The 20,133-nt window shown below is 70.1% G+C and carries 20 protein-coding genes; 9 read left to right on the top strand and 11 right to left on the bottom strand.

Features of this window, described 5'->3' with window-relative positions; genetic code table 11:
* Window positions 1-46 precede the first annotated feature (46 nt).
* Together KME78_RS52230 and KME78_RS52235 are read left to right on the top strand one after the other, a co-directional pair.
* The gene (locus KME78_RS52230) at window positions 47-736 is read left to right on the top strand and encodes a DsbA family oxidoreductase (protein WP_219537500.1); all 690 of its coding nucleotides are present in this window, start codon (window positions 47-49) and stop codon (window positions 734-736) included.
* Window positions 733-1,158, top strand: coding sequence for a PPOX class F420-dependent oxidoreductase (locus KME78_RS52235; protein WP_219537501.1), 426 nt, complete (start codon window positions 733-735; stop codon window positions 1,156-1,158). Before KME78_RS52230 ends, KME78_RS52235 begins: the two co-directional genes overlap by 4 nt.
* 94 nt (window positions 1,159-1,252) lie before the next feature.
* Here KME78_RS52235 and KME78_RS52240 read toward each other — a convergent pair whose 3' ends face one another.
* Window positions 1,253-1,948 (bottom strand): TetR/AcrR family transcriptional regulator, encoded by a 696-nt coding sequence (locus KME78_RS52240; RefSeq protein ID WP_219537562.1) that lies wholly within the window; start codon window positions 1,946-1,948, stop codon window positions 1,253-1,255.
* Window positions 1,949-2,048: 100 nt separating this feature from the next.
* Here KME78_RS52240 and KME78_RS52245 point away from each other — a divergent pair, with 100 nt between their 5' ends.
* Window positions 2,049-3,041: an NADP-dependent oxidoreductase gene (locus KME78_RS52245; RefSeq protein ID WP_219537502.1), complete on the top strand. Its 993-nt coding sequence runs from the start codon at window positions 2,049-2,051 to the stop codon at window positions 3,039-3,041.
* Window positions 3,042-3,051: 10 nt separating this feature from the next.
* On the opposite strand, the gene purU is transcribed toward KME78_RS52245, so the two are convergent.
* On the bottom strand, window positions 3,052-3,903 hold the full coding sequence (gene purU / locus KME78_RS52250; protein ID WP_219537503.1) for a formyltetrahydrofolate deformylase: 852 nt from the start codon (window positions 3,901-3,903) through the stop codon (window positions 3,052-3,054).
* A gap of 92 nt (window positions 3,904-3,995) precedes the next feature.
* Between purU and KME78_RS52255 the strand changes: the two genes are divergently transcribed.
* Genes KME78_RS52255 through KME78_RS52265 form a run of 3 tightly spaced genes read left to right on the top strand, consistent with a single transcriptional unit; the run spans window position 3,996 to window position 6,058 of the window.
* Window positions 3,996-4,934, top strand: a complete 939-nt coding sequence (locus KME78_RS52255; RefSeq protein ID WP_219537504.1) for an inorganic phosphate transporter — start codon at window positions 3,996-3,998, stop codon at window positions 4,932-4,934.
* Between the two features lie 19 nt (window positions 4,935-4,953).
* Window positions 4,954-5,586 carry a DUF47 domain-containing protein gene (locus tag KME78_RS52260; protein WP_219537505.1) on the top strand — a complete coding sequence of 211 codons (633 nt, stop codon included), beginning with the start codon at window positions 4,954-4,956 and terminating at the stop codon, window positions 5,584-5,586.
* A gap of 19 nt (window positions 5,587-5,605) precedes the next feature.
* Window positions 5,606-6,058, top strand: a complete 453-nt coding sequence (locus KME78_RS52265; RefSeq protein ID WP_219537506.1) for an NUDIX hydrolase — start codon at window positions 5,606-5,608, stop codon at window positions 6,056-6,058.
* A gap of 5 nt (window positions 6,059-6,063) precedes the next feature.
* Here KME78_RS52265 and KME78_RS52270 read toward each other — a convergent pair whose 3' ends face one another.
* From KME78_RS52270 to KME78_RS52300, 7 genes are all read right to left on the bottom strand, one after another.
* Window positions 6,064-6,807, bottom strand: a complete 744-nt coding sequence (locus KME78_RS52270) for an MBL fold metallo-hydrolase (protein WP_246654365.1) — start codon at window positions 6,805-6,807, stop codon at window positions 6,064-6,066.
* A 20-nt stretch (window positions 6,808-6,827) separates the two neighbouring features.
* Window positions 6,828-7,610 carry a hypothetical protein gene (locus KME78_RS52275; protein WP_219537507.1) on the bottom strand — a complete coding sequence of 261 codons (783 nt, stop codon included), beginning with the start codon at window positions 7,608-7,610 and terminating at the stop codon, window positions 6,828-6,830.
* An 84-nt stretch (window positions 7,611-7,694) separates the two neighbouring features.
* Entirely contained in the window at window positions 7,695-8,849 is a 1,155-nt protein-coding gene (locus KME78_RS52280; protein ID WP_219537508.1) for a pyridoxal phosphate-dependent aminotransferase, read from the bottom strand.
* A gap of 187 nt (window positions 8,850-9,036) precedes the next feature.
* Window positions 9,037-10,752 carry a tetratricopeptide repeat protein gene (locus KME78_RS52285; protein WP_308127454.1) on the bottom strand — a complete coding sequence of 572 codons (1,716 nt, stop codon included), beginning with the start codon at window positions 10,750-10,752 and terminating at the stop codon, window positions 9,037-9,039.
* A 197-nt stretch (window positions 10,753-10,949) separates the two neighbouring features.
* Complete coding sequence (locus tag KME78_RS52290) at window positions 10,950-12,158, bottom strand: DMT family transporter (protein WP_219537509.1); 1,209 nt, start codon at window positions 12,156-12,158, stop codon at window positions 10,950-10,952.
* Window positions 12,159-12,465: 307 nt separating this feature from the next.
* Window positions 12,466-12,981 carry a GNAT family N-acetyltransferase gene (locus KME78_RS52295; RefSeq protein WP_219537510.1) on the bottom strand — a complete coding sequence of 172 codons (516 nt, stop codon included), beginning with the start codon at window positions 12,979-12,981 and terminating at the stop codon, window positions 12,466-12,468.
* Window positions 12,978-14,516, bottom strand: a complete 1,539-nt coding sequence (locus KME78_RS52300; protein ID WP_246654366.1) for an NsdA family TPR-like regulatory protein — start codon at window positions 14,514-14,516, stop codon at window positions 12,978-12,980. Before KME78_RS52300 ends, KME78_RS52295 begins: the two co-directional genes overlap by 4 nt.
* A gap of 1,152 nt (window positions 14,517-15,668) precedes the next feature.
* Between KME78_RS52300 and KME78_RS52305 the strand changes: the two genes are divergently transcribed.
* From KME78_RS52305 to KME78_RS52315, 3 genes are read left to right on the top strand one after another with little or no spacing between them, the layout of a single operon-like run.
* On the top strand, window positions 15,669-16,526 hold the full coding sequence (locus tag KME78_RS52305; protein ID WP_308127455.1) for a mechanosensitive ion channel family protein: 858 nt from the start codon (window positions 15,669-15,671) through the stop codon (window positions 16,524-16,526).
* A gap of 9 nt (window positions 16,527-16,535) precedes the next feature.
* Window positions 16,536-16,916, top strand: a complete 381-nt coding sequence (locus KME78_RS52310) for a globin (protein ID WP_219537512.1) — start codon at window positions 16,536-16,538, stop codon at window positions 16,914-16,916.
* Between the two features lie 16 nt (window positions 16,917-16,932).
* Window positions 16,933-18,432, top strand: a complete 1,500-nt coding sequence (locus tag KME78_RS52315) for a glycoside hydrolase family 13 protein (protein WP_219537513.1) — start codon at window positions 16,933-16,935, stop codon at window positions 18,430-18,432.
* Here the strand turns inward: KME78_RS52315 and KME78_RS52320 are convergent.
* Together KME78_RS52320 and KME78_RS52325 are read right to left on the bottom strand one after the other, a co-directional pair.
* On the bottom strand, window positions 18,424-19,623 hold the full coding sequence (locus tag KME78_RS52320; protein WP_219537514.1) for an MFS transporter: 1,200 nt from the start codon (window positions 19,621-19,623) through the stop codon (window positions 18,424-18,426). The two genes, KME78_RS52315 and KME78_RS52320, sit on opposite strands and share 9 nt — an antisense overlap.
* Window positions 19,620-20,042, bottom strand: coding sequence for an acyl-CoA thioesterase (locus KME78_RS52325; RefSeq protein WP_308127456.1), 423 nt, complete (start codon window positions 20,040-20,042; stop codon window positions 19,620-19,622). Before KME78_RS52325 ends, KME78_RS52320 begins: the two co-directional genes overlap by 4 nt.
* Window positions 20,043-20,133 lie beyond the last annotated feature (91 nt).

The following is a 20,133-nucleotide window of genomic DNA, read 5'->3' on the forward strand; positions in this document are numbered from 1 at the left end:
TTCACGCGGCCTTCCTCACCCGCGCCGGGACCGGCAGGTTGGGCGTATGACCAGTGAAACAACACCCATACGGGTTGAGGTGTACGCCGACCTGGCGTGCCCCTGGTGCCGACTGGGCACGCACCGCTTCCACCGTGCGGTGGAGGCGTTCGGTGGTGCCGCCGAGCTCGTCCACCTGCCGTACCAGCTCGCCGCCGACGCGCCACAGGAGGCTCGGCCGCTGATGGAGGCGATGGCCGAGATGTTCGGCCGTGAGCAGGCGGCCTTGATGACCTCGGGCATGACCGAGTTGGGGGCGGGTGAGGGGGTGGAGTATCGCTTCGATCGGGCGGTGGCGGTCAACACGTTCGCCGCGCATCGGCTGCTCTGGTTCACGCTGCGGGAGTACGGCGCGGGGGCTCAGGCGAGGCTCGCCACGGCGCCGTACGAGTCGTACTTCCGTGACGGCGGCGATCTCGGCGACCACGCCGTGCTGAGCGAGGCGGCGGCGCGGGCCGGCGTACAGGGGGCCGGGGAGATCCTCGCCTCGGCGGAAGGCGTCACCGAGGTACGCGAGCAGGTCGCCGCGGCGCGGGCGGCCGGGATCACGGCGGTGCCGACCTTCGTCTTCCCCGGCGCCGAGCCGCTCAGCGGCTCGCCCGACACCGCCACCCTGCTAGCTGCTCTGCGGCGGTCAGCCGGCACGTCGTCTGCCGCCGCCCGCACCGGCTCTCGCGGATCTCGGGAGGGGGCGTGACCGCGTTCACCGAGGCGGAGATCTCGTATCTGACCAGCCAGCCGTTGGGCCGCTTCGCCACGGTCGGTGCCGGGGGTGGGCCGCACGTGACGCCGGTGGGTGTCTTCTACGATCCCGAGACCGAGGTCATCGTGATCGGCAGTGTCGCGGACATGGTGGCGAGCAAGAAGTTCCGCGATGCCAGGGCTCGGCCGGACGTGGCGCTCGTGGTCGACGACCTGGCGTCCGTCGATCCGTGGACGCCTCGGGGCATCGAGATCCGCGGCCTCGCGGAGACGCACCTCGACGGCGGCGAGAAGCTGGGTGAGCGGCTGGGAGCGGGGTTCCCGTTCGACGCCGCGTGGATCGGCATCCGACCGCGACGCGTCCTGACCTGGGGCCTCGACGGCGACACGTACGCCCTCTCCGCCCGCGACGTCTGACGGCGCAAGAGCCCTCCACCCACGCCCAATGCGCTCTGAGCGACCGCGTACGCCGGACCGCGCCCTCAACACCCGACGCGTCCTCAACGGTCGCTCAGGCGCGGTGCGCAGCCGCCGTGAAGTGCGTCTCCTCGGGAGCGGGGATCGGCAGCGGGTGGGCGGCCTCGGGACGCAGCCCATCGAACATCATGCTGAGATAGCGCCGCCAGAGCCCCGGCACCGTGTCACCGAGTGGCGCGGTGGCCTGCGAGGCGGCGTTGATCAGCAGCACGATGTCGTGCCCGGTGACGTCGTCGCGCACGGATCCGTCGCACCGGGCCTCGGCCGTGAGCGCCTCCGCGACGGCCGCCAGCCGCTGACTGGCCCGCCGCACCTGCGGATCGGCCCGCGCGATCGCCCCCGCCGCCTGGCAGAAGGCCCGATCGCTGACCTGCGCCGCCACGCCCGCGCTCATGAACGCCAGCAACGCGTCCGCGCCATGCGCCACCGCGGGCCCCCCACCAACACCCGCGCCCGCGCCCGCATCGATACCAGCGCCCGTATCCACACCCACCGCCACTGCGGTCCCCCGCAGGAGCGCCTCGCCCGTGGTGGCGAGGTCGTCGAGTTGGTCGGCGAAGATCGCCGTGATGAGCTGATCCTTGGTGGCGAAGTGGCGGAACACGGTCCCCTTGCCGATCCCGGCCCGTACCGCGATCTGCGCCACCGAAACGTCCATCCCATGCTCCGCGAACTCCGCGGCAGCCGCGTCGAGCAGCAACCGCCTGTTACGCATGGCATCGGCTCGCATCGTCCCCACAAGCCAACCCTATCCCAACCGGACCGCCCGGTCATATTATGCTGACGCCCATAACATGACCAACCGGTCCGGTTACGCGAAGGAGGCACCCATGCGGGCATTGGTGGCAAGGCAGTACGGCTCGGCGGACGTACTGGAGATCGAAGACATCCCGGCACCGGAGCCGGGCCCCGGCCAGGTAAGGGTGCGCATCACCGCCGCGGGACTGAACCCGGCCGATCTCCGCACTCTGAGCGGGGTGATGCGAGAGTCGGCTCCACTGGTGTTCCCGCACGTTCCGGGCAGCGACTTCGCCGGTACGGTCACCGGCGTCGGCGAAGGAGTCACCCGATTCACCCCGAAGGATGAAATATTCGGCTTCGGCCTCCCCTACGCGGCCAAGGCCATGGCGGACCTCGCCGCCACACCGCCTTCCCTGACCACGGGCACCATGGCCGAATACGCGCTCTTCGACGCCGACACGCCGGCCCTGGCCCACCGCCCGCCGGACCTGCCCGCCGACCACGCCGCCACTCTCCCGATCGCCGGCCTGACGGCTCTGCCCCTGCTGCGCGCCGGAACGTTCACGCGCGGCACGAAGGCGCTCGTGATCGGCGCGGCCGGCGGGGTCGGCGGCGTGGTGGTCCCACTGCTGGCCGCGCGCGGCGTCCATGTGATCGCCACCGCGATACCCGACGACGAGCAGTACGTTCGCGCGCTGGGAGCCGCCGAGGTGATCGACTACCGTTCGGCCGATCCGGGCGCGGCAACCCTGCGCCGCCACCCGGACGGCGTGGACACCCTGGTCAACCTGGCCCAGTCGGGCCCCGCCCTGGTCGGCACGGCCCGCGCCATCCGGCCGGGCGGGCGGCTGCTGAACATCGCTTTCCCCAGCCCCGACCCCGCGGCCTTCGCCGGCGTTCGGGTGGACACCGTCTACACCCGGGCCGCCCCCGGCGACCTGGACGAACTGGCCGCGCTCGCCGTACGCGGAACCCTGCCGAACACCATCACCCACCGCTACCAACCAGCAGAAGCCACGCGAGCCTATGCAGACCTCGCGAACAGCCACACGATCGGCAAGCTCGTCGTCATGTGGCCATAAGGCCGCAGGGTCAGCGGGGGAAGATGACCGTCTTGTGGCCGTCGAGCAGCACCCGCTGCTCGGCGTGCCACTTCACGGCCCGCGCGAGCGCGACGCACTCCACGTCCCGGCCCATCGCCACCAGGTCCTGCGGGGAGTGGCTGTGGTTCACGCGCGCCACCTCCTGCTCGATGATCGGGCCTTCGTCCAGGTCCGACGTGACATAGTGCGCGGTCGCGCCGATCAGCTTGACGCCCCGGTCATGCGCCTGGTGGTACGGCCTGGCGCCCTTGAACGACGGCAGGAACGAGTGGTGGATGTTGATGGCCCGGCCCGCCAGCTTCTCGCAGAGATCCTCCGACAGCACCTGCATGTATCGCGCCAGCACCACCAGGTCCACCTGATAGTGCTCGACCAGCGCCAGCACCTCCGCCTCCTGCCTGGCCTTGGTCTCGGGCGTGACGGGCAGGTGGTGGTAGTCGATGCCGTACGACTGGGTCAGGGGGCGGAGGTCGGGATGGTTGGACGCGACGGCGACGATCTCGATGTCCAGGGACTTGGCGCGCACGCGGTAGAGCAGATCGTTCAGGCAGTGGTCGAACTTGCTGACCATGATGAGCACGCGCGGCTTCCTGGCCACCTCACGCAGCTTGACCTCCATGCCGAACTCCGGCGCCAGGGCGGCGAAGGCCGTACGCAGGTCGTCCGCCGGCAGCGGCCCCGCGAACTGGACCCGCATGAAGAACCGCTGCGCCCGCTGATCCCCGAACTGCTGGCTCTCGATGATGTTGCAGCCACGCCCGGCCAGCAGGCCGGAGACGGCGGCCACCACACCGGGGCGGTCGGGGCAGGACAGGGTCAGGGTGTACTCGGCAGAGGTCATGATTTCACTCTCGCGGGCAGGGGATCGTGGGGTGGCTACTGGCTGACCTGGGCAGAGTACCTCTCGCCGGCCTACCCATGGAGCGACCGACGTTGGAATCCGCCGTACTGATCGCGATCGCGTGCCTGTTCGCGTTCGTGTCCGGGATGAACGACGGCGGCGCTCTGCTCGCGACCGGGCTGAAGCTGCCGGCGATCCGTCCCGTGATCGGCATCCTCACCCTGGTCGTGCTGGTGGCGTTGGTGCCGCTGGTCACCCATCGGGTGGCGCTGACGTTCGTGAATCGGCTGGCCACGTTCCAGGGGGCGGGGGCGAAGATCGCGATGTCGGTCGCGGTGGTCGCCGCGCTGATCGTGGTCATGACGCTCAGCGCGAAAGGCCGCCCGACCAGCCTCACCCTGGCCATCGTCGGCGGCCTCACCGGGGCCGGCCTGGGCTGGGGGCTGCCGGTCTCGGCCGGGTCGGTCTGCCTGGTGCTGGCCTTCGGCCTGGCCGCGCCCGTCGTGGGCGGCCTGCTGGCCTGGGGGGTGATCAAGCTGCTGGTCAAGGTGACGACCAGCGGCGGGCTGCCGCGCTGGCACTGGGCGGGCTTCCTGCTGCAGACCATCGCCTACGCCACCAACGACGGCCAGAAGATGCTCGCCATCTTCATGATCGCGATCGGCTTCTCGAACGCGCCACTCACCTACACCTCGCTGGGGGCGCTGCTGTTCGGGCTCGGCACCGTGTACGGCCTGCCCCGGGCGGGACGCACGCTCAGCCGGGAGATCATCGTCTCCCGGCCCCTGCACGGCGTGACGGCCGAACTGGCCTCGGGCAGCGCGGTGATCGCCTGCTCGGCACTGGGTATGCCGGTGAGCATGACCCAGGCCATCGCCGGCGGCCTGATCGGTGCCGGCGTGGCGCAGGGCGCCGGCCGGGTCCGCTGGTACGCGGCCGTCAAGATCGTCATTGCCTGGCTGCTGACGCTACCGGCGAGCGCGCTGCTGGCCGGGGTCGCGGCGTACGTGGTGCGGGCGGTGACGGCGTGAGCCAGAGAGGGGGCTGGGCGTGAAGCGGTTGCGGCGGATCCGGGCGCTGATGTCGGGACACATGGACAGCGCGCTGAGCGAGGCCCTGCTCGGCCAGCTGGCGGCGACCAAGGAGGGCGCCTGGCTGGCGATGGCCATGATCGGCGGAGAGGTGGGCCGGACGGGCGCGCACGAGAAGATGCGCGTGATCGAGCACCTCGGCGACGAGGAGCGGCGCCACCTGGTGGAGGAGCTCAAGTCGGCCCTGGTCACGCCGATCGACCGGGAGGACCTGTTCCGCCTGTCCCGCTCGATCGACGACGTGCTGGACTCGCTGCGCGACTTCGTCCGGGAGTCCTACCTGTATCGGGTGCCGGACCAGATCCGCTTCACACCGCTCCTCGACCAGGTCATCGAGGGCATCGACGCCCTGGAGAACGCCGTACGCGTCCTCACCTCCCACCCCTCCGCCGTGGTCCACGACGCGCTGGCGGCGAAGAAGACGGGTGGCTCCATCAGGCGCATGTACCAGTACGAGATCGCCCGCATCTTCTCGGGCGAGCTGACGGCGAACGCGATGAAGGAACGCGAGCTGGTGCGCCGCCTGGAGATCGTCGGCATGGCCATCGGCGAGGCCGCCGACGCCATCGCGGACGGCGCCATGAAACGCTGACCCCTGGACAGGAGGACACGTGGAGGCCCAGACCAACAGTGACCGTCCCGCCGCGCGGGTGGTCTGCGTGGACGCCGACGGCCGGATACTGCTCCTGCGGTGGCGTGACCACGTCAGTGGCGAGGCGATCTGGGAGCCGCCGGGTGGCGGGATCGACCCCGGCGAGACGCCCTTGGAAGCGGCCGCCCGGGAGCTGACCGAGGAGACCGGCCTGCCGGGGGCGGCGGTGTCCGATCGGTGGGTGCCCGTCCGTCGGGACTTCACCTGGCTCGGCGTCCGGTACGTGAAGACCGAGCCGTTCTACCTGGCCTGTTTCACCAGGCGAACCCCCGAGGTGGATCCAGGTGAGCTCACCGAGGAGGAGGCGCGGGCCTACCTCGGCTACCGGTGGTTCGCCACCGACGAGCTGCCGCACGGCGTCGAGCCGCCCGAACTGGCCGAGGTGATCGCCGAGCTCACCGCCCCGGCCTGAGGCGGTCACAGTTCCAGGGTGAGGCCGCCCGTCGCCACGGCGAGTTCGCCGTCATACGTCTTGGCGGCCGCAGCCAGCGCGGGCTCGGGCAGGGTGTCCGGCCACAGGTGGGTGAGCACCAGCCGGGCCACACCGGCACGAGCCGCCGTACGGCCCGCGTCGAGGGCGCTCGACAGATAGGGCGCGTCCTCGTCGGGCACCCGTTCCGGATAGGTCGCCTCGGCCAGCAGCACGTCGGCGTCCCGCGCCAGCTCGGCCAGCTCGGGGGCGGGCCCGGTGTCGCCCGTGTACGCGACCACCCGGCCGCCGCCGGTCAGCCGGAGTCCCGCGTTGGGCACATGATGCGGAAGCGACCAGGTGTCCAGACGGAAGGGCCCGATCTCGTACGGCCTGCCGGGAGCCAAGTCGTACAGGCGGAAACTACTGGCCAGCATGCGAGCCTTGTCCAGCGCGAGCACGGCGGTGAGAGCGTCAGGCGGCGCGTACACCGGCAGGGCGGCCGGCGGCGCGTCGCCCAGGGCGCGGGCCCGGAGCAGCGGGTTGAGGTCGGCGCAGTGGTCGGGGTGGCCGTGCGTGACCAGCACCGCGTCGATCTCCTCGGCGGCCGTCGAGGCCAGCAGCCTGGGCAGCGTGGCGTAACCGGGGTCGATGAGCACCCGGAACCCCTCATGCTCGACCAGGTAGCCGCTGCACGCCTGCCCGGCCGCGGGCCACGCTCCGCAGCCGCCAAGCACCGTGATTCTCACCATGGTCAGGAAACATAGCGGTTTCAGGACGCGCGGCGGTGGCCCAGCTCCGTCAGCGTGTTCAGCATCAGCCCGCGCAGCAGGCCGCCCGCCACCTTCTCGTGTTCGCCCTCCACCGGCAGCCCCTCCGTCACCCGGGCCCGGTAGATCTCCCGCTCGCGCGGGTCGGTGTAGGGCTGCGCCGTCATCCCCACCACGACCGTCACCCGGGTGCCGCCCCTGGGCAGCACGGCCACGGCATGCGTGCGCAGGACGGCCTCGTCCGGGGCGCCGTACCAGCCGCACTTGATCCCGGCCTCCGACGAGCGGAGCGCCTCACGCGCGCCGAACTGCTGCTCGCCCGTCACCTCGCGCATCCACCCGAGGATCGTGCCCGCCACCGGGTCGCCGGCGGCGGCGGTCTGGGCGAGCGCGGCGTAGGCGGTGGCGACCTCGTCGGCGGCCACCTCCACCGAGCCGAACCTCGACAGGTCCCCGTTGGGCAGCGCCCAGCCGACGCCCGTGCGCCGGTAGATGTCGTCCAGGATGACCCCGGGCCCGACCGCGAGCCAGAGGTTGAGTGTGTCGGCGTTGGAGGAGACGACCACGGCCGGCTCGGCGTGGCGGCGCCAGCGTTCGTAGTCGGGGTAGTGCGCGGCCGTCACCCACGCGTATAGCGGCTTGAGCAGCGAGGCGCAGCGCAGCCGGGCCAGGCCGGAGCGGACGCTCACGGCGCGGGCGGGCGGGCCGCCGTAGCCACGCCTGATGCCCGCCGCCTGGGCGCTGGCTCCTTCTTGGAGGTCACGCAACAGCTCGTCGAAGGACACAGGTTCAACCGTAGTCGTAGTGGGTGACCTCCCAGCGCCCTTTCGTACCACTCCGTGTCCGGCGGGTCGCAGGGCGCTCGGTGTCTAACCCTCCAGTGCGGCGTCGAAGCGGGCGCGGAGGTCGGACAGGCGTTTGACCGGCTCGGCGCTGAAGACGAGCCGGACGTGCCGGCCCGCCACCGCCTCGCCCCACGCGGTCATCGGCGTTGCGGCGATCCGGCCCTTCTCCAGCAGCCGGGCGGACAGCTCCGGCGCCGTCAGGCCCACGGCCGCCGCGTCGAACAGGCACGACCAGCCGCCACCGGCCCGCACCACGGGCAGGCCGGACAGCTGGGCGAGCACGGTGTCGTGGCGGGCCTGGTATTCGGCCACCGCCTCGTCGACGCCCGCTCCGGCCGGGTCGGCGAGCGCCGCCGCCGCGCCGAGCTGCGCGTAGCCGCCCGCCACCGTCGTGTTGTAGATGGCCGCCACCCTGATGCGGGCCATGATGTCGGCCGGGCCGGCGATCCAGCCGATCCGCCAGCCGATCATGCGGTATTCCTTCGACACCGACCCGATCGTGATCGTCCGCTCCGCCAGGCCGTCCACCTGGCACGGGTTGATCCGGGGCTGCCCGTCGAAGACGATCCGCTCCATGGCCGCGTCGTAGATGAGGTACGCCCCGGTGCGGGCGCAGGTCTCCGCGATCGCCTGCCAGTCCTCCAGGGAGAAGATCACGCCGGACGGCATCGAAGGGCTCATCAGCAGCAGCGCCGCCGCCTCGCGTACCTGGCCGAGTGCGTCCCTGTCGAGCCGCCAGCGGCCGCCGTCGACCGTCAGGGGGACGAGGCGCGGGCGCGCGCCGGACAGCCGTACGCGCTGGAACAGGCCGGCGTAGGTGGGGTCGGTGAGGACGACGGGGTCGCCCGGCTCCGTCGTGGCCAGCAGCGTCGGCATGACCGCCGACGTGCCGCCGGAGGTGATGACCACCTGGCTCAGCGGGTCGTGCTCGAGGCCGGTGCGCCGGTGCAGCTCGGCCGCCACCGCCTCGCACAGCACGGGCAGGCCGGTGAGCGGCAGCCAGCTGTTGCCCGTCCCCTCCGCGAGCGCCCGCGTGGTCGCGGCCACGGCGACGGGTGGGGGTGGGACGTCGGTGTCGAGGTTCTCCAGGCGGAGTACGTCGGGATCTGTCCCGGCCGCGGCGGCGACCTCGTCGAGGCCGATGGGCTGGACCTGGGCGAAGCGGGAGTTCGGTCGCATGACACACCTCCACTGTTCCGTATATGGAACGACGCTCTCTCAGGCCGGTCACCATGTCAAGGGCCGCGCCACCGCCGCCGTCACCCAGGCCACCCGTACCTCCACCCGATCGAGCGCCACGACCGACAAGGCGAACGTGCCCACGGTGATCACCAGGAGGGTGCCGCCGCCCGTTGCTTCGGCATGCCTACATACTGGTCGACCGGAGACGGGCCGCCTGCTCGTCGTCGGTCGCCGCTTTGGCCGGGTGGCCGAGGGCGCGATGGACGACGGCGCGGTTCTCGTAGAGGGCGGGCTGGCCGGGTTCCAGCGCGATGGCCCGCGTCAGGTCGGACAGCGCACCCGCCCAGTCTCCCGCCTCGTAGCGCAGGACGCCCCGGTTGCCCCAGGCCGCCGCCAGCTCGGGAGCCGCCCCGACGGCCAGGTCCAGCGCCCGGCGCGCCTCGCTCAGCCGTCCGGCCGCGGTCTCCACCTGGCCCAGCACGACCAGCAGGTACGGATTGCCGGGCGACTGGTCCAGCCCGATCGTCACGTCGGCCCTGGCCTCCTCGTCCCGCTTCAGCATGGCCAGCAGGCCCGCCCGGTTGATGTAGGCGTCGAGGTAGGCCGGGTCCAGCTCGATCACCCGGCCGAGGTCCGTGAGGGCACCGGTGAAGTCCTCGCGCACGATGCGCAGCTCGGCCCGGTTGTAGTACGCCTCGGGCAGCGGCGGTCCGGTCAGGATGGCCCGCTCGTAGTCGGCCAGCGCCTCCCCGTGCCGCCCGAGCCGGTAGAGCAGGTTGCCGCGGTCGAGGTAGTAGTCGGGGAACCCCGGGTCGATCGCGATGGCCGCGCCGTACTCGTCCAGCGCCTCCTTGTCCCGCCCGAGCGTGGCCAGCAGCTGGGCGCGGTTGGCCAGCAGCACCATCCGGTGCACCGGATGCCGTTCCCCCAGCTCGCCGGCCAGGTGGAGGGCCGACTCCACCAGGGCGAGCGCCGCGTCGGGCCGGCCGCGCCGCAGCTCGATCAGGGCGAGCCCGTTGCGGTCGAAGCCGAGTTTGAAGGCGCGTTCCACGGGGTCGTGCAGCAGGCTGGAGATGGCGATCGCCTGGTTCATCCAGCCCGCGGCCCGGCCCAGGTCGCGCTGGGCGGCGTCGGGGTGGCGGGCGTCGAGCATGGCGGTGCCGTACGCGCTGGCCGAGTGGACGGCGGGATCCTGGCTCGACCGGCGGGCGGCCTCCCACAGGATGCGGGCCTCGAGGGTCTGGCCGAGCGCGCCGAGCGCGGTCGCGGTGCGCTGCGCGAAGAACCACCAACGCTCGCTGCCGGGCTCGGTGAGTGCGAGCCCGCGCTGCCCCAGCTCGGCCAGCGCGTGCAGGAAGCCCTCCCGCGTGCAGTGGTCGACGAGTTCGCGCAGTTCATCGGCGTCACGTGAATCCTCAGGAGGCTCCGGGCCGTCGGAGTAGACCATGATCATCAGGATGTCCGGCGGGATCCGGCGCATCATCACGTCGAGCAGTTCGGTGTCGGTGGGGTCGGCCTCGGCGGCGTTGCTCACCGCCAGCGCGCTGCCGGGCGGCACCACCGCGCGGACGAACTCCGCGATCCCGTTGGCCAGCCGCAGCGACCGGCGCGGCGCGGGCACCAGGATGCGCTCGTCATCGGCCAGGTCCGCGTCCAAAGACATCCTGCGAGCCGGCACCCGGTCGCGTAGACCGGGTGCCGCCGCGCGGATCTCGATGTCATGGGCCGCCACGAGATCCTTGGAGCTGTCCAAGGCGGCCGGGACCAGGTGGTGCAGCAGCGCGGATCCGACGGTGTAGGGACCGAGCGGTCGTCTGTGCCCGTTGATCACCGGCACCAGCAGCTCTACGGCCTCCCATTGGGCGGGCGGCGCCCCCCGAGCCCTGAGATGCTCGATCACCCCTTATGGATGACGCTGGAGGTCCCAGCGAGCCTCGCGGTGCCCGGCTTGCGGACGGCTATGCGCTTCATGATGCACCTTCCACTGTGGGTTGATATTCACCACTATCGGACACTCCAGCGAATATCAAGATTTATGGCGAATAAGTGGTCGGTGCATCAATAAGAACCTCTTGTTTTTTGACTGCAATTAGTGGCCTATTGGGACCGAAACCAGCGGGAGATTGACATCGTCCTCTTGTGTCCAGATTCTTCGACCAACGCGCACAGACAACGGCCGGAGAGGTCGATCGACTGGCAGCCTTCGTGAGAGAGATTCTTCGCTTTGACGATGTTGATGGCCTGTTCGATCAACCGATCGAGACTGGGCTCCCTTGTCCCCTTGTGCGAATGCGCGTTCCACGGGCACGCCTCAGGGCGTACACATGCGCTCTTCGTGGGGTACGACACCGCGGACCGCTCTAACTTCAGCGGGTCGTCCCGCTTGACCTTCAGGTCGGCCAGCACCCTCCTGGCCTTCCGGCTGGCCATGACCAGCGACCGGTCGGGCCCGCCTCCGGGCGAGCCCCTGCCGGGCACCGCCAGGAGCATCGCGACCGCCATCAGCCCGCCGCCCACGATCATGCTCGGCCCCACCTGCTCGTGGAACCAGATCACCGCGATCGCCGTCACCCAGAGTGGCTGCGACGACATCAGCACGGCGCTGGGGACGGCCGGGACGTGCGCCTGGCCGTACGAGCGGGCCAGGAAGCCCAGAGCGCACGAGACGACGGAGAGGTGGGCGAGTATCCCCCAGTCGGGCAGGGTGGCCGGCACGGCGAACCCGCCGCGCACGGCCAGCACGCCGCTCATGGCGCCGATGGTGGCGAGCTGGATGACGGTGAGCGCGTACGCGTCGAATGCCTTCTCGGCCCGCGAGAGCCGCGCGAGCATCAGCGTGTGGCCGGAGTAGAGCGCGGCGGCGGCGAGCGTCACCCCGAGCGCGAGCACGGAGATCTCCCGGCCCTCCGTGCCGCGCATCAGCGTGAAAACGGTCATGCCGGCCAGGGCCAGCCCCACCCCCGCCCAGACCCGGCGGGGCACCTTGGCGCGAAACATCACCAGGGCCAGGATCGGGGTGATGACCACGTTGCAGCCGACGGCGAATCCGGATACGGCCGAGGGGAGGCTGTCGAGCGCGATGGCCTGAGCACACTGTCCGACCCCGAACATGATGCCCAGGATGACCCCGTTGATCCAGGTGTCCCGCGACAGGCGCCACACGCTGCGCGGCCGGATCAGAAAGAGCGTCAACGCCGCGAGGACGTATCGCTCGGCGAGCAGGTCCTCGACGGGTAACCGCAGGATGAGATCTTTCATCAGCGGGAACGCCGACCCCCATGCGGCGCTGACGAACAACAGAAGCACGGCTCCCGTGAGGGGTCGGGGAGCGGGCACGACTGCCATGTCAAAAAGCATCTCACTACAATCAGCAGCCGTCGGTGTACAGGCAGCAGCCGGTGATGTTCCTCTACCACCGAGAGGAACGAGCCTCACCCGCAGTTGCGTACATCCGTATCCGCAGGAGTGTTCAGTGCACTATTTCCGCCACATCCGCTCACCTGCCCCCACGGCATGACTACGGAGCGTGCCCGCCCGTGCATAGGCACGGGCAGGCGCGTCCGGGTAAGGGCACGTCCGAAAATGAGAGAGCGAGGAGGGGGCGAGTGCGGCGCTACGACTCCAGCGCGTCCGCCGACTCGACGGCCAGCCGGTCACCGCCCGGCCGGAGGCGTTTCTCGCCATAGACGACGACCAGGTCTCCGACCTGCCGCCGGGAGATCTCCCGCCAACCGTGCCGCTCGTACAGTGCCAGGGCGGCTTCCTGGTTGAGCGTGGTGTCGCCGCGTACACGGTGGAATCCCAGCTCCACCGCTCGTTCCTCCAGAGCCAGCAGCATGGTGGCGCCGAAACCGCGCCTCTGGAAACCTGGATGGACCCGCAGCCGGCACACCTCGGCCGTCTCCGAGTCGATGGGTCTCAGGCCGCCCATGGCCACGACCCGCGAGCGGAGCTCGCCGACGAGGAAGTCGCCACCGCACGCCAGGTAGAGCTCCTGGATGCGGGGGAAGTCGTCGTCGTAGTAAACACCGTCGCCCGGCGCCAGTCCCACCTCAGCGAGGCAGATCTGATGCAGGGCGAGGATGGTGTCAAGGTCAGACCAGCGATAGCGCCGGATCTTCAGCTTCATGCACCGCCATTCCCTTCCCCGATGGCCAGCTCAGAAGGACGCAGTTCCTCCTGGAACGCTGCCAGGTCGGGATGATTCGCGTCCCGCGCCTTGATCGACTGTTCGAGCGCGACAGCCGGGCGCATGATGAAATCGGTGCGGTATTCGGGACCGAGGAGCTTCATCGCCTCGATGCCCATCCGGATCGCCTCCCCGACCTCCCCTTCGATCAGGCGGCATTGCGCGCGGTCGAGCCTGATCAGCGTCTGGTCGATGATGTGATCCTGGTATTTGTCGAGGGCCTGATCGAGTACGACCTCGGCCTCCAGGGTCTGGCCGAGCTTCGTGAGCACGTCGCCCTGGTAGAAGTACAGCTGGCGTTCGGTGTAGCCGAAGGCCATGTCCTCGCGTTCGTGTGACTTCATGTGCGAGAAAGCGTTGCGGGCCCGCGCCAGCGCGCGTTTGGCCTGGTCGACGACCTCTTTCTTGCTGTCGGTGCCCGAGATCATGGCCAGCGCGCGGGCCTCGACGACCGGGGCCATGGCCTGCGCGGCGCACGGTGTCTGGCCGGCCAGGTCGCGGCTCTTCTTGGCCAGGTTGAGCGCCTCGCGGGCGTCGCCGTAGTAGAGCGGGACGAGCGCCTCGCGGGCCGTCACCCAGGCGCGCAGCGCGCGGTCGCCGGTCTCGTCGGCCGCGGTGCGGCCGGTACGGAAGAACGCGCGGGCCAGCCGGTGGTCGCCGAGGTTGATCATGATCATGCCGCTCAGCCCGGCGAGCTGCGCGGCCATGCGGCACAGGCGCTCCTGCAGGTCGATGGGCTGGCGGAAGGACATGGCGCTGCGCACGGCGCTGAGTTCGAGCAGCACGTCGCACAGCAGCCGCAGCGGCGCGGTGGTGGTGTATTGCCGGCCGAAGGCGACGGTCGCCTCCTCCCACTGGTCGAGCATGGCGGGAGAGACGGTGGCCGACACGAGGATGTTGTCCATCCGCCGCCTGATGCCCTCGGCGGCGCCCAGCACCTCGCCGTCGAACTTGGCGGTCTGGGTGCTGTTGGACAGCAGTTTCAGCAGCGTGCGGCGCAGGATGTTCTCGTCCTCCTCGTCGGAGGGGGTCGGGATCGTCTCCGGTTGCTGGTGGACCAGCAGCTCGCGCGGAGAACTGCTCCCGATGTGGGCGCGCTCCTTGGCATCGGCTCCGAGCACCCCGGGCATCCGGTGGCCATGGCCGCAGATGCACGGACCGTCATAGCCGAGGGCGCCCGGCTCGACCCGGTAGACCGAGCAGAGGTAGTGGAGATATTCGGGACCCGGCCGTTTCAGCCCGCTCTCGTAGGCGGACAGCAGGGTCTCGCCGATGCCGGGCGGGGCCTTGGCGTCCCGATCGAACAGGGCTCTGACCTGCTCGATGACGTCAGCCAGCGCGATGCCGTGCGCGAGACGATGCCCTTTGATCTTGGTGGTGCCGAACTGGGGCCCACAGTTTTCGTGGATCTCCTCAGCGATCTGAGCGGAGGTGCGCCCGGCGGCGAGCCCTTTGGCCCGGATGCGCCGCGCCATCTCCGTCTCTCTGTGCTGCCTGCCGGACATCCCGGCCCCTCTCACGCATGTCCCGTCGGTCCGCAACTGCTAACCGAGCGTAGCCTTCAGGTCGCGCTGTGCCTACCAATGACTATGGACCATTGCTGACGGCTTGGAAACGCCTTCTTGGAGGTTGTGGTTAAGGATCGTCCTCCGGCGGACTGTTTCTTACAACCCACGAGGTAGAAGCGGCTCCCCGTGAACGGAAACGCGTCGTTGCGCGCTCCGCCGACTTGAGTCATCTTTGGCCCACCAGCAACGATTCAAGGGAGGGACGAAAGGTGGGGGACGACAACTTTGGGCACCTGGAGCGTTTAGTGTCGGAACTCGACGCTCGGGGGTTGCTCGCACGAGTGGTTCGAACCCAAAGCGGGCGGGTGTTCGTCCGGGTAATCAACCCGAACGCGACAAGCCTTACCGAGAACGTCACCTGCCGGCCTACTGCGGTCGCCGAGCTTCCGGACTGGTGGTACTGCTGGTCCTGGGGCGAGCGAATGCACACGGCCGATGACCCGGCTGGTGCGGCGACCAAGGTCGCACGCGTACTCGCCGCTGTGGGCGAGTGATCCAGCGGTGATCCGGGTGGAGCGCAGCCACCACGGCTCACCGCACCCACGGCGGCTCCTCGGGGCCGGCGGGGTGGTCGGTGCGGAGGGTCTCCTGCCTAGACCGCAGGGGCTCTGGCCATCCCGCCGGTTCCGCTTCTTGCGGGACTCGTGCTTGTACGGCCAGCCAGCCGTACACAGGAGATGCCCTCCAGGTCCGCCTGGAGGGTGTTCGGGGGACCCCTCCCGGAAACGGCGCGGGACATGCTTCCGGGTGTGTGTCCCAGCCGAGCCGTACGTCACCGGAGCGTCAGGCCCCGCCCTCCGCGGCCCAGGGGGCCTGATGACCCCGTCTTCCCCGGCGTGATGTGACTGCGGCCGGTTCGGTCGGCGGTATCTTTTGGAGCGATCCGCTCGAAAAGACCGCCGACCGAACTGCTTCCGGAAGGGGATCCAACCAGTGCTCCTGCTGGCAACGCCTGTCCTTACGTCGGGTCCGTTCGACCCTACGCAGCTCGCCAATCAGGTGAGCAAGGCCTGCGAGAATGACACATTCCTCTGTGGGTTCCTGCAGGACTGGCTACCCGTGGGTGCGTTCGCACCGATCATCGCAACGATCATCACGGTCGCCCTGATCCTGGTCATCGCCCTCATCGTGCGGAACATCGCCAAGCGCCTGATCACCCGAGTGGTCAGCAGCGCTTCGACCGGCAGCTCGATCACCGGCCGGTTCCGCAGGTCCGGCGCCGCGACCGAGGGCATCGACGCCCTCCTCAACGAGCGCCGCAAGCAGCGCGCCGAGACCATGGGGTCGGTGCTCAAGCACATCTCCTCGGTCGTCATCATGGGCACCGCCGTGCTGACCGTGCTCGACCGGCTGACGATCCCCATCGCTCCCCTGCTCACCAGCGTCGGCATCCTCGGCGTGGCGATCGGCTTCGGCGCGCAGGAGCTGGTCAAGGACTTCATCGCGGGCATGTTCATGCTGCTGGAGGACCAGTACGGCGTGGGCGACGTGATCGACGCGGGCGCCGCGGTCGGCACCGTCGAGGCGGTCACCCTGCGGGTCACCAGGCTGCGTGACGCCGACGGCCGCGTCTGGTACGTCCGCAACGGCACCATCACCAGGGTCGGCAACGAGTCGCAGGGCTGGTCACGGGCCTACCTCGACGTCCCGGTCGCCTGGAACACCGACGTCACCACCGTCCGGGCCATCCTGGAGCACGTGGCCGAGGAGATCTGGGCCGACGCCGACTTCCGCGAGACACTCATCGTGCAGGAGCCCGACGTGTTCGGCGTGGAGCAGCTCTCCGACAGCTCGCTGGTGTTCCGGATCTCCGCCAAGACGCTCCCGGCCAAGCAGGCGCAGGTCGCGCGGGAGCTCAGGCTCCGGGTCAAGACCGCGCTCGACAGCGCGGGCATTCCCATGGTCGCCACCGCATAGGCTTGTACGGTGACTGAAACCTCCTTTTACGAGGCTGTCGGGGGCGAGGAGACCTTCCGGCGACTCGTCCACCGCTTCTATGAGGGGATCAAGCAGGATCCGCTGCTGCTCCCGCTCTACCCGGAGGAAGACCTCACCGGGGCCGAAGACCGGTTGCGGGGGTTCCTCATCCAATACTGGGGCGGCCCCACCACCTACAGCCAGGAGCGTGGCCATCCGCGGCTGCGGATGCGGCACAACCCGTTCGTCATCGGCGAGGCCGAGCGCGACGCCTGGCTGCGGCACATGCACGAGGCCGTCGAGTCGCTGGAGTTGCCGCAGGAGCTGGAGACCAAGCTCTGGGACTACCTGGTCTACGCGGCCCACAGCATGGTGAACTCCCCGACATAGCGGGCATGACGGCCCCATGGACATCCCCTGGTGGCGTGACGCCGTCGTCTACGAGATCTATGTTCGCAGCTTCGCCGACGCCTCGGGAGACGGCGTCGGCGATCTCGCGGGAGTACGCGAGCGCCTGCCGTACCTGGCGGAGCTCGGCGTCGACGCGATCTGGCTGACCCCCTTCTATCCCTCCCCGATGGCCGACGGCGGCTACGACGTGGCCCACTACCGCGGTGTCGATCCGCTGTTCGGGACGTTGGGCGACTTCGAGTCGCTGGTCTCGGAGGCGCACGAGCTCGGGCTGAAGGTCCTCGTCGACGTGGTGCCGAACCACAGCTCGTCCGAGCATCCCTGGTTCCAGGCCGCACTACGCGGCGAGCACCGCGACCGCTACATCTTCCGCGACCGGCCGAACAACTGGCAGTCCACCTTCAGCGGGCCGGCCTGGACGAAGCTGCCGGACGGCCAGTACTACCTGCATCTGTTCGCCCCCGGCCAGCCCGACTTCAACTGGCGCAACCCCGAGATCCACCGGGAGTTCCTCGACGTCCTGCGGTTCTGGCTCGACCGGGGTGTCGACGGGTTCCGCATCGACGTGGCGATGGGCCTCTACAAGGCGAAGGGGCTGCCCGACGTCAAGGACCAGTCGTTCAAGGCGGTCTCCCCGGTATGGGGCCAGCCCGAAGTGCACGAGGTCTACCGGGACTGGCGCAAGCTGCTCGACGGCTACCCCGGCGAGCGGATGGCCGTGGGCGAGGTGTGGACGGACAGCTCCGAGGACCTGGCGCTCTACGTGCGCCCCGACGAGCTGCACCAGAGCTTCAACTTCGCCTGGCTGCAGGCGCCCTGGTCGCCGACCGCGTTCAAGAAGGTCATCGACGACACGCTGGCCGCGGTGCCGTTCGCCACCTGGGTGCTGTCCAACCACGATGTCGTACGGCACCGCACCCGCTACGAGACCGCCGACCCGGGCACGGGACTGATGAGGGCCAAGGCGGCGCTGCTGACGATGCTGGCGCTCCCCGGGTCGGCATATCTCTACCAGGGGGAGGAACTTGGCCTCCCCGAGGTGAAGGATCTTCCCCCGGAGGCGCGGCAGGACCCGGTCTTCATCCAGTCGAAGGGCGAGCTGGCCGGCCGTGACGGCTGCCGGGTGCCGCTGCCGTGGTCGGCCGACGGCGGGTCGCTCGGGTTCTCCCCCGATGGGGTGGCGCCGTGGCTGCCGCAGCCGGCCGGCTTCTCGGCACTCAGCGTGGCGGCCCAGAGCGCCGACTCCGCCTCGACACTGGCCTTCTACCGCCGGGCCCTGGCCTGCCGTCGAGAGTTGGTGCGCTCGATCCCGTACACGCTGGAATGGCTGGACTCCCCCGAAGGCGCGCTCTTCTTCACCCGTGGGTCGCTGATCTGCGCCGTCAACTGCGGCACCGAGCCGGTGCGGCTGCCGCCGCACGACGGCGTCCTGCTGGCCAGCGGGGCGCTCGACGGAGACCTGCTGCCGCCTGACACCGCCGTCTGGCTACGCTGACGCGTCCTCCCCTTGAGGCGCGCCTTGTTCCTCGGTGGCGTGCCGCTCGCCGCGGGCGGGGATGACGGGCAGCGAGATCAGCGCGCACGCCAGCCCCGCCGCGAACCCGGCCCAGTAGCCGGTGGCCGTGATCAGCACCCCGGCCAGCGGCGTGACGCCGAGGGACACGATGTTCTGGATGGTGTTGTGGGTGCCGAGTACGCGCCCAGCCGAAGCGGGACCGGCCAGCTCGCCCGCCGAGAGGTAGGCGAGGCCGTTGCCCGCCACGGTGATCACCGCGGCCAGCGCCAGCATGACCGGGCCGAGCCAGGATTCGGTGACCGTGCCCAGCACCAGCAGGGCCAGCACGGCCAGCGAGCCGAGCGTCAGCAGCCGCAGCGGCGCCATGCGCAGGCCGGTCCTGTCGGACCAGCGTCCGGCCGCGATGCGCACCACCGCGCCACCGATCGCCGCCACGCCGAACAGCTGTCCCGCCCGTACGCCGTCCCAGCCGTAGACGCCGACCAGACAAGCCACCCCGTACGTGCTGACGACGACCTGAGGCACCACGTGCAGCGCGCTGGTCGCGTGCACCCGCCACAGCGCGGGCTGCCGGTACGGCGAGGCGGCGGGCGCCGTCCGCGGGCCTGAGAGCGCGTGTGGCGGCTCGGCCAGGAAGAGGGCGGCCAGCACGGCGGCGAGCAGGCTGACACCGGCGCAGACGAAGAACACGCCCGAGATGCCGTGGGCCCGCGCGATCGGCGGCAGGACGAACGCCGCGACCGCCATGCCGAGCGTGTAGGAGACCTGGCGCAGGCCCATCGCGACGCCGCGCTCCGGCGGCTCAAACCAGCGCAGCACGATCCGGCCGCCGCCGACCATGGCCGCGGACCCCATGGCCCCGGCCAGGGCGAGCAGCGGGATCATCGCCCAGATCTCGGTCACGAAGGCCGCGGCGGCCAGCAGCGCGGCGGCCAGCCCGACGCCGATGCCGAGCACCAGCCGCTCGCCCCGCCGGTCGGCCAGCATGCCCCAGGCGACCAGGGAGAACAGGAGGCCGATGCCGGGGGCGTTGCCGATGATCCCGGCGACGGGCAGCGAGACCTCGAAGTAGCGCTGGATGTCCGGCATGACGAGCGGCAGCCCGAACAGTCCCAGCGTGACGCTGGCGTGCGCGTTGACCCCCAGAGCGAGCATCACCCAGCGCTTCATACCGTCATGAACCGCCGTAGGTAGGCGCGTTCATCGGAGGCGAGGCGGCGCGGCCCGGCACGTTCCACGTCGTAGGCGACGATCACCGAGGTGGCCCGGACGAACAGCTCGTCGTCGTCGCGGATCTCGTGCTCCAGCGTGAACCGGACCGCTCGGAGGTCCGTCACCCAGGTCTCCACCCGGACCGGCTCGGCGCGGAAGCCCAGCGGGCGCAGGTAGTCGATCTCGTGACGGGAGACGACGAGCCCTTTGAAGGGGGCGTCACCGGCCTTGTACGGATCGATGTGGAGCATCCCCAGGCGGGCGTCCTCCAGATAGTCGAAGAAGCGGACGTTGTTCACATGCCCGAGAGAATCGATGTCCGCAAATCTCACCATTCGGGGGAAGATGTGCCGCTGGGCCAGGGAATGTTCAACCACGGTGGCCACCGTACCCGTCCCGGTCAGATGGCCTCGCTCCGGGCCGTCGGGGCCTGTCATTTCTAGATTTCGATACTAGAATTCGCTTCGC

This window comes from Nonomuraea guangzhouensis (assembly GCF_019396345.1).
GTDB classification, from domain to species: Bacteria; Actinomycetota; Actinomycetes; order Streptosporangiales; family Streptosporangiaceae; genus Nonomuraea; species Nonomuraea guangzhouensis.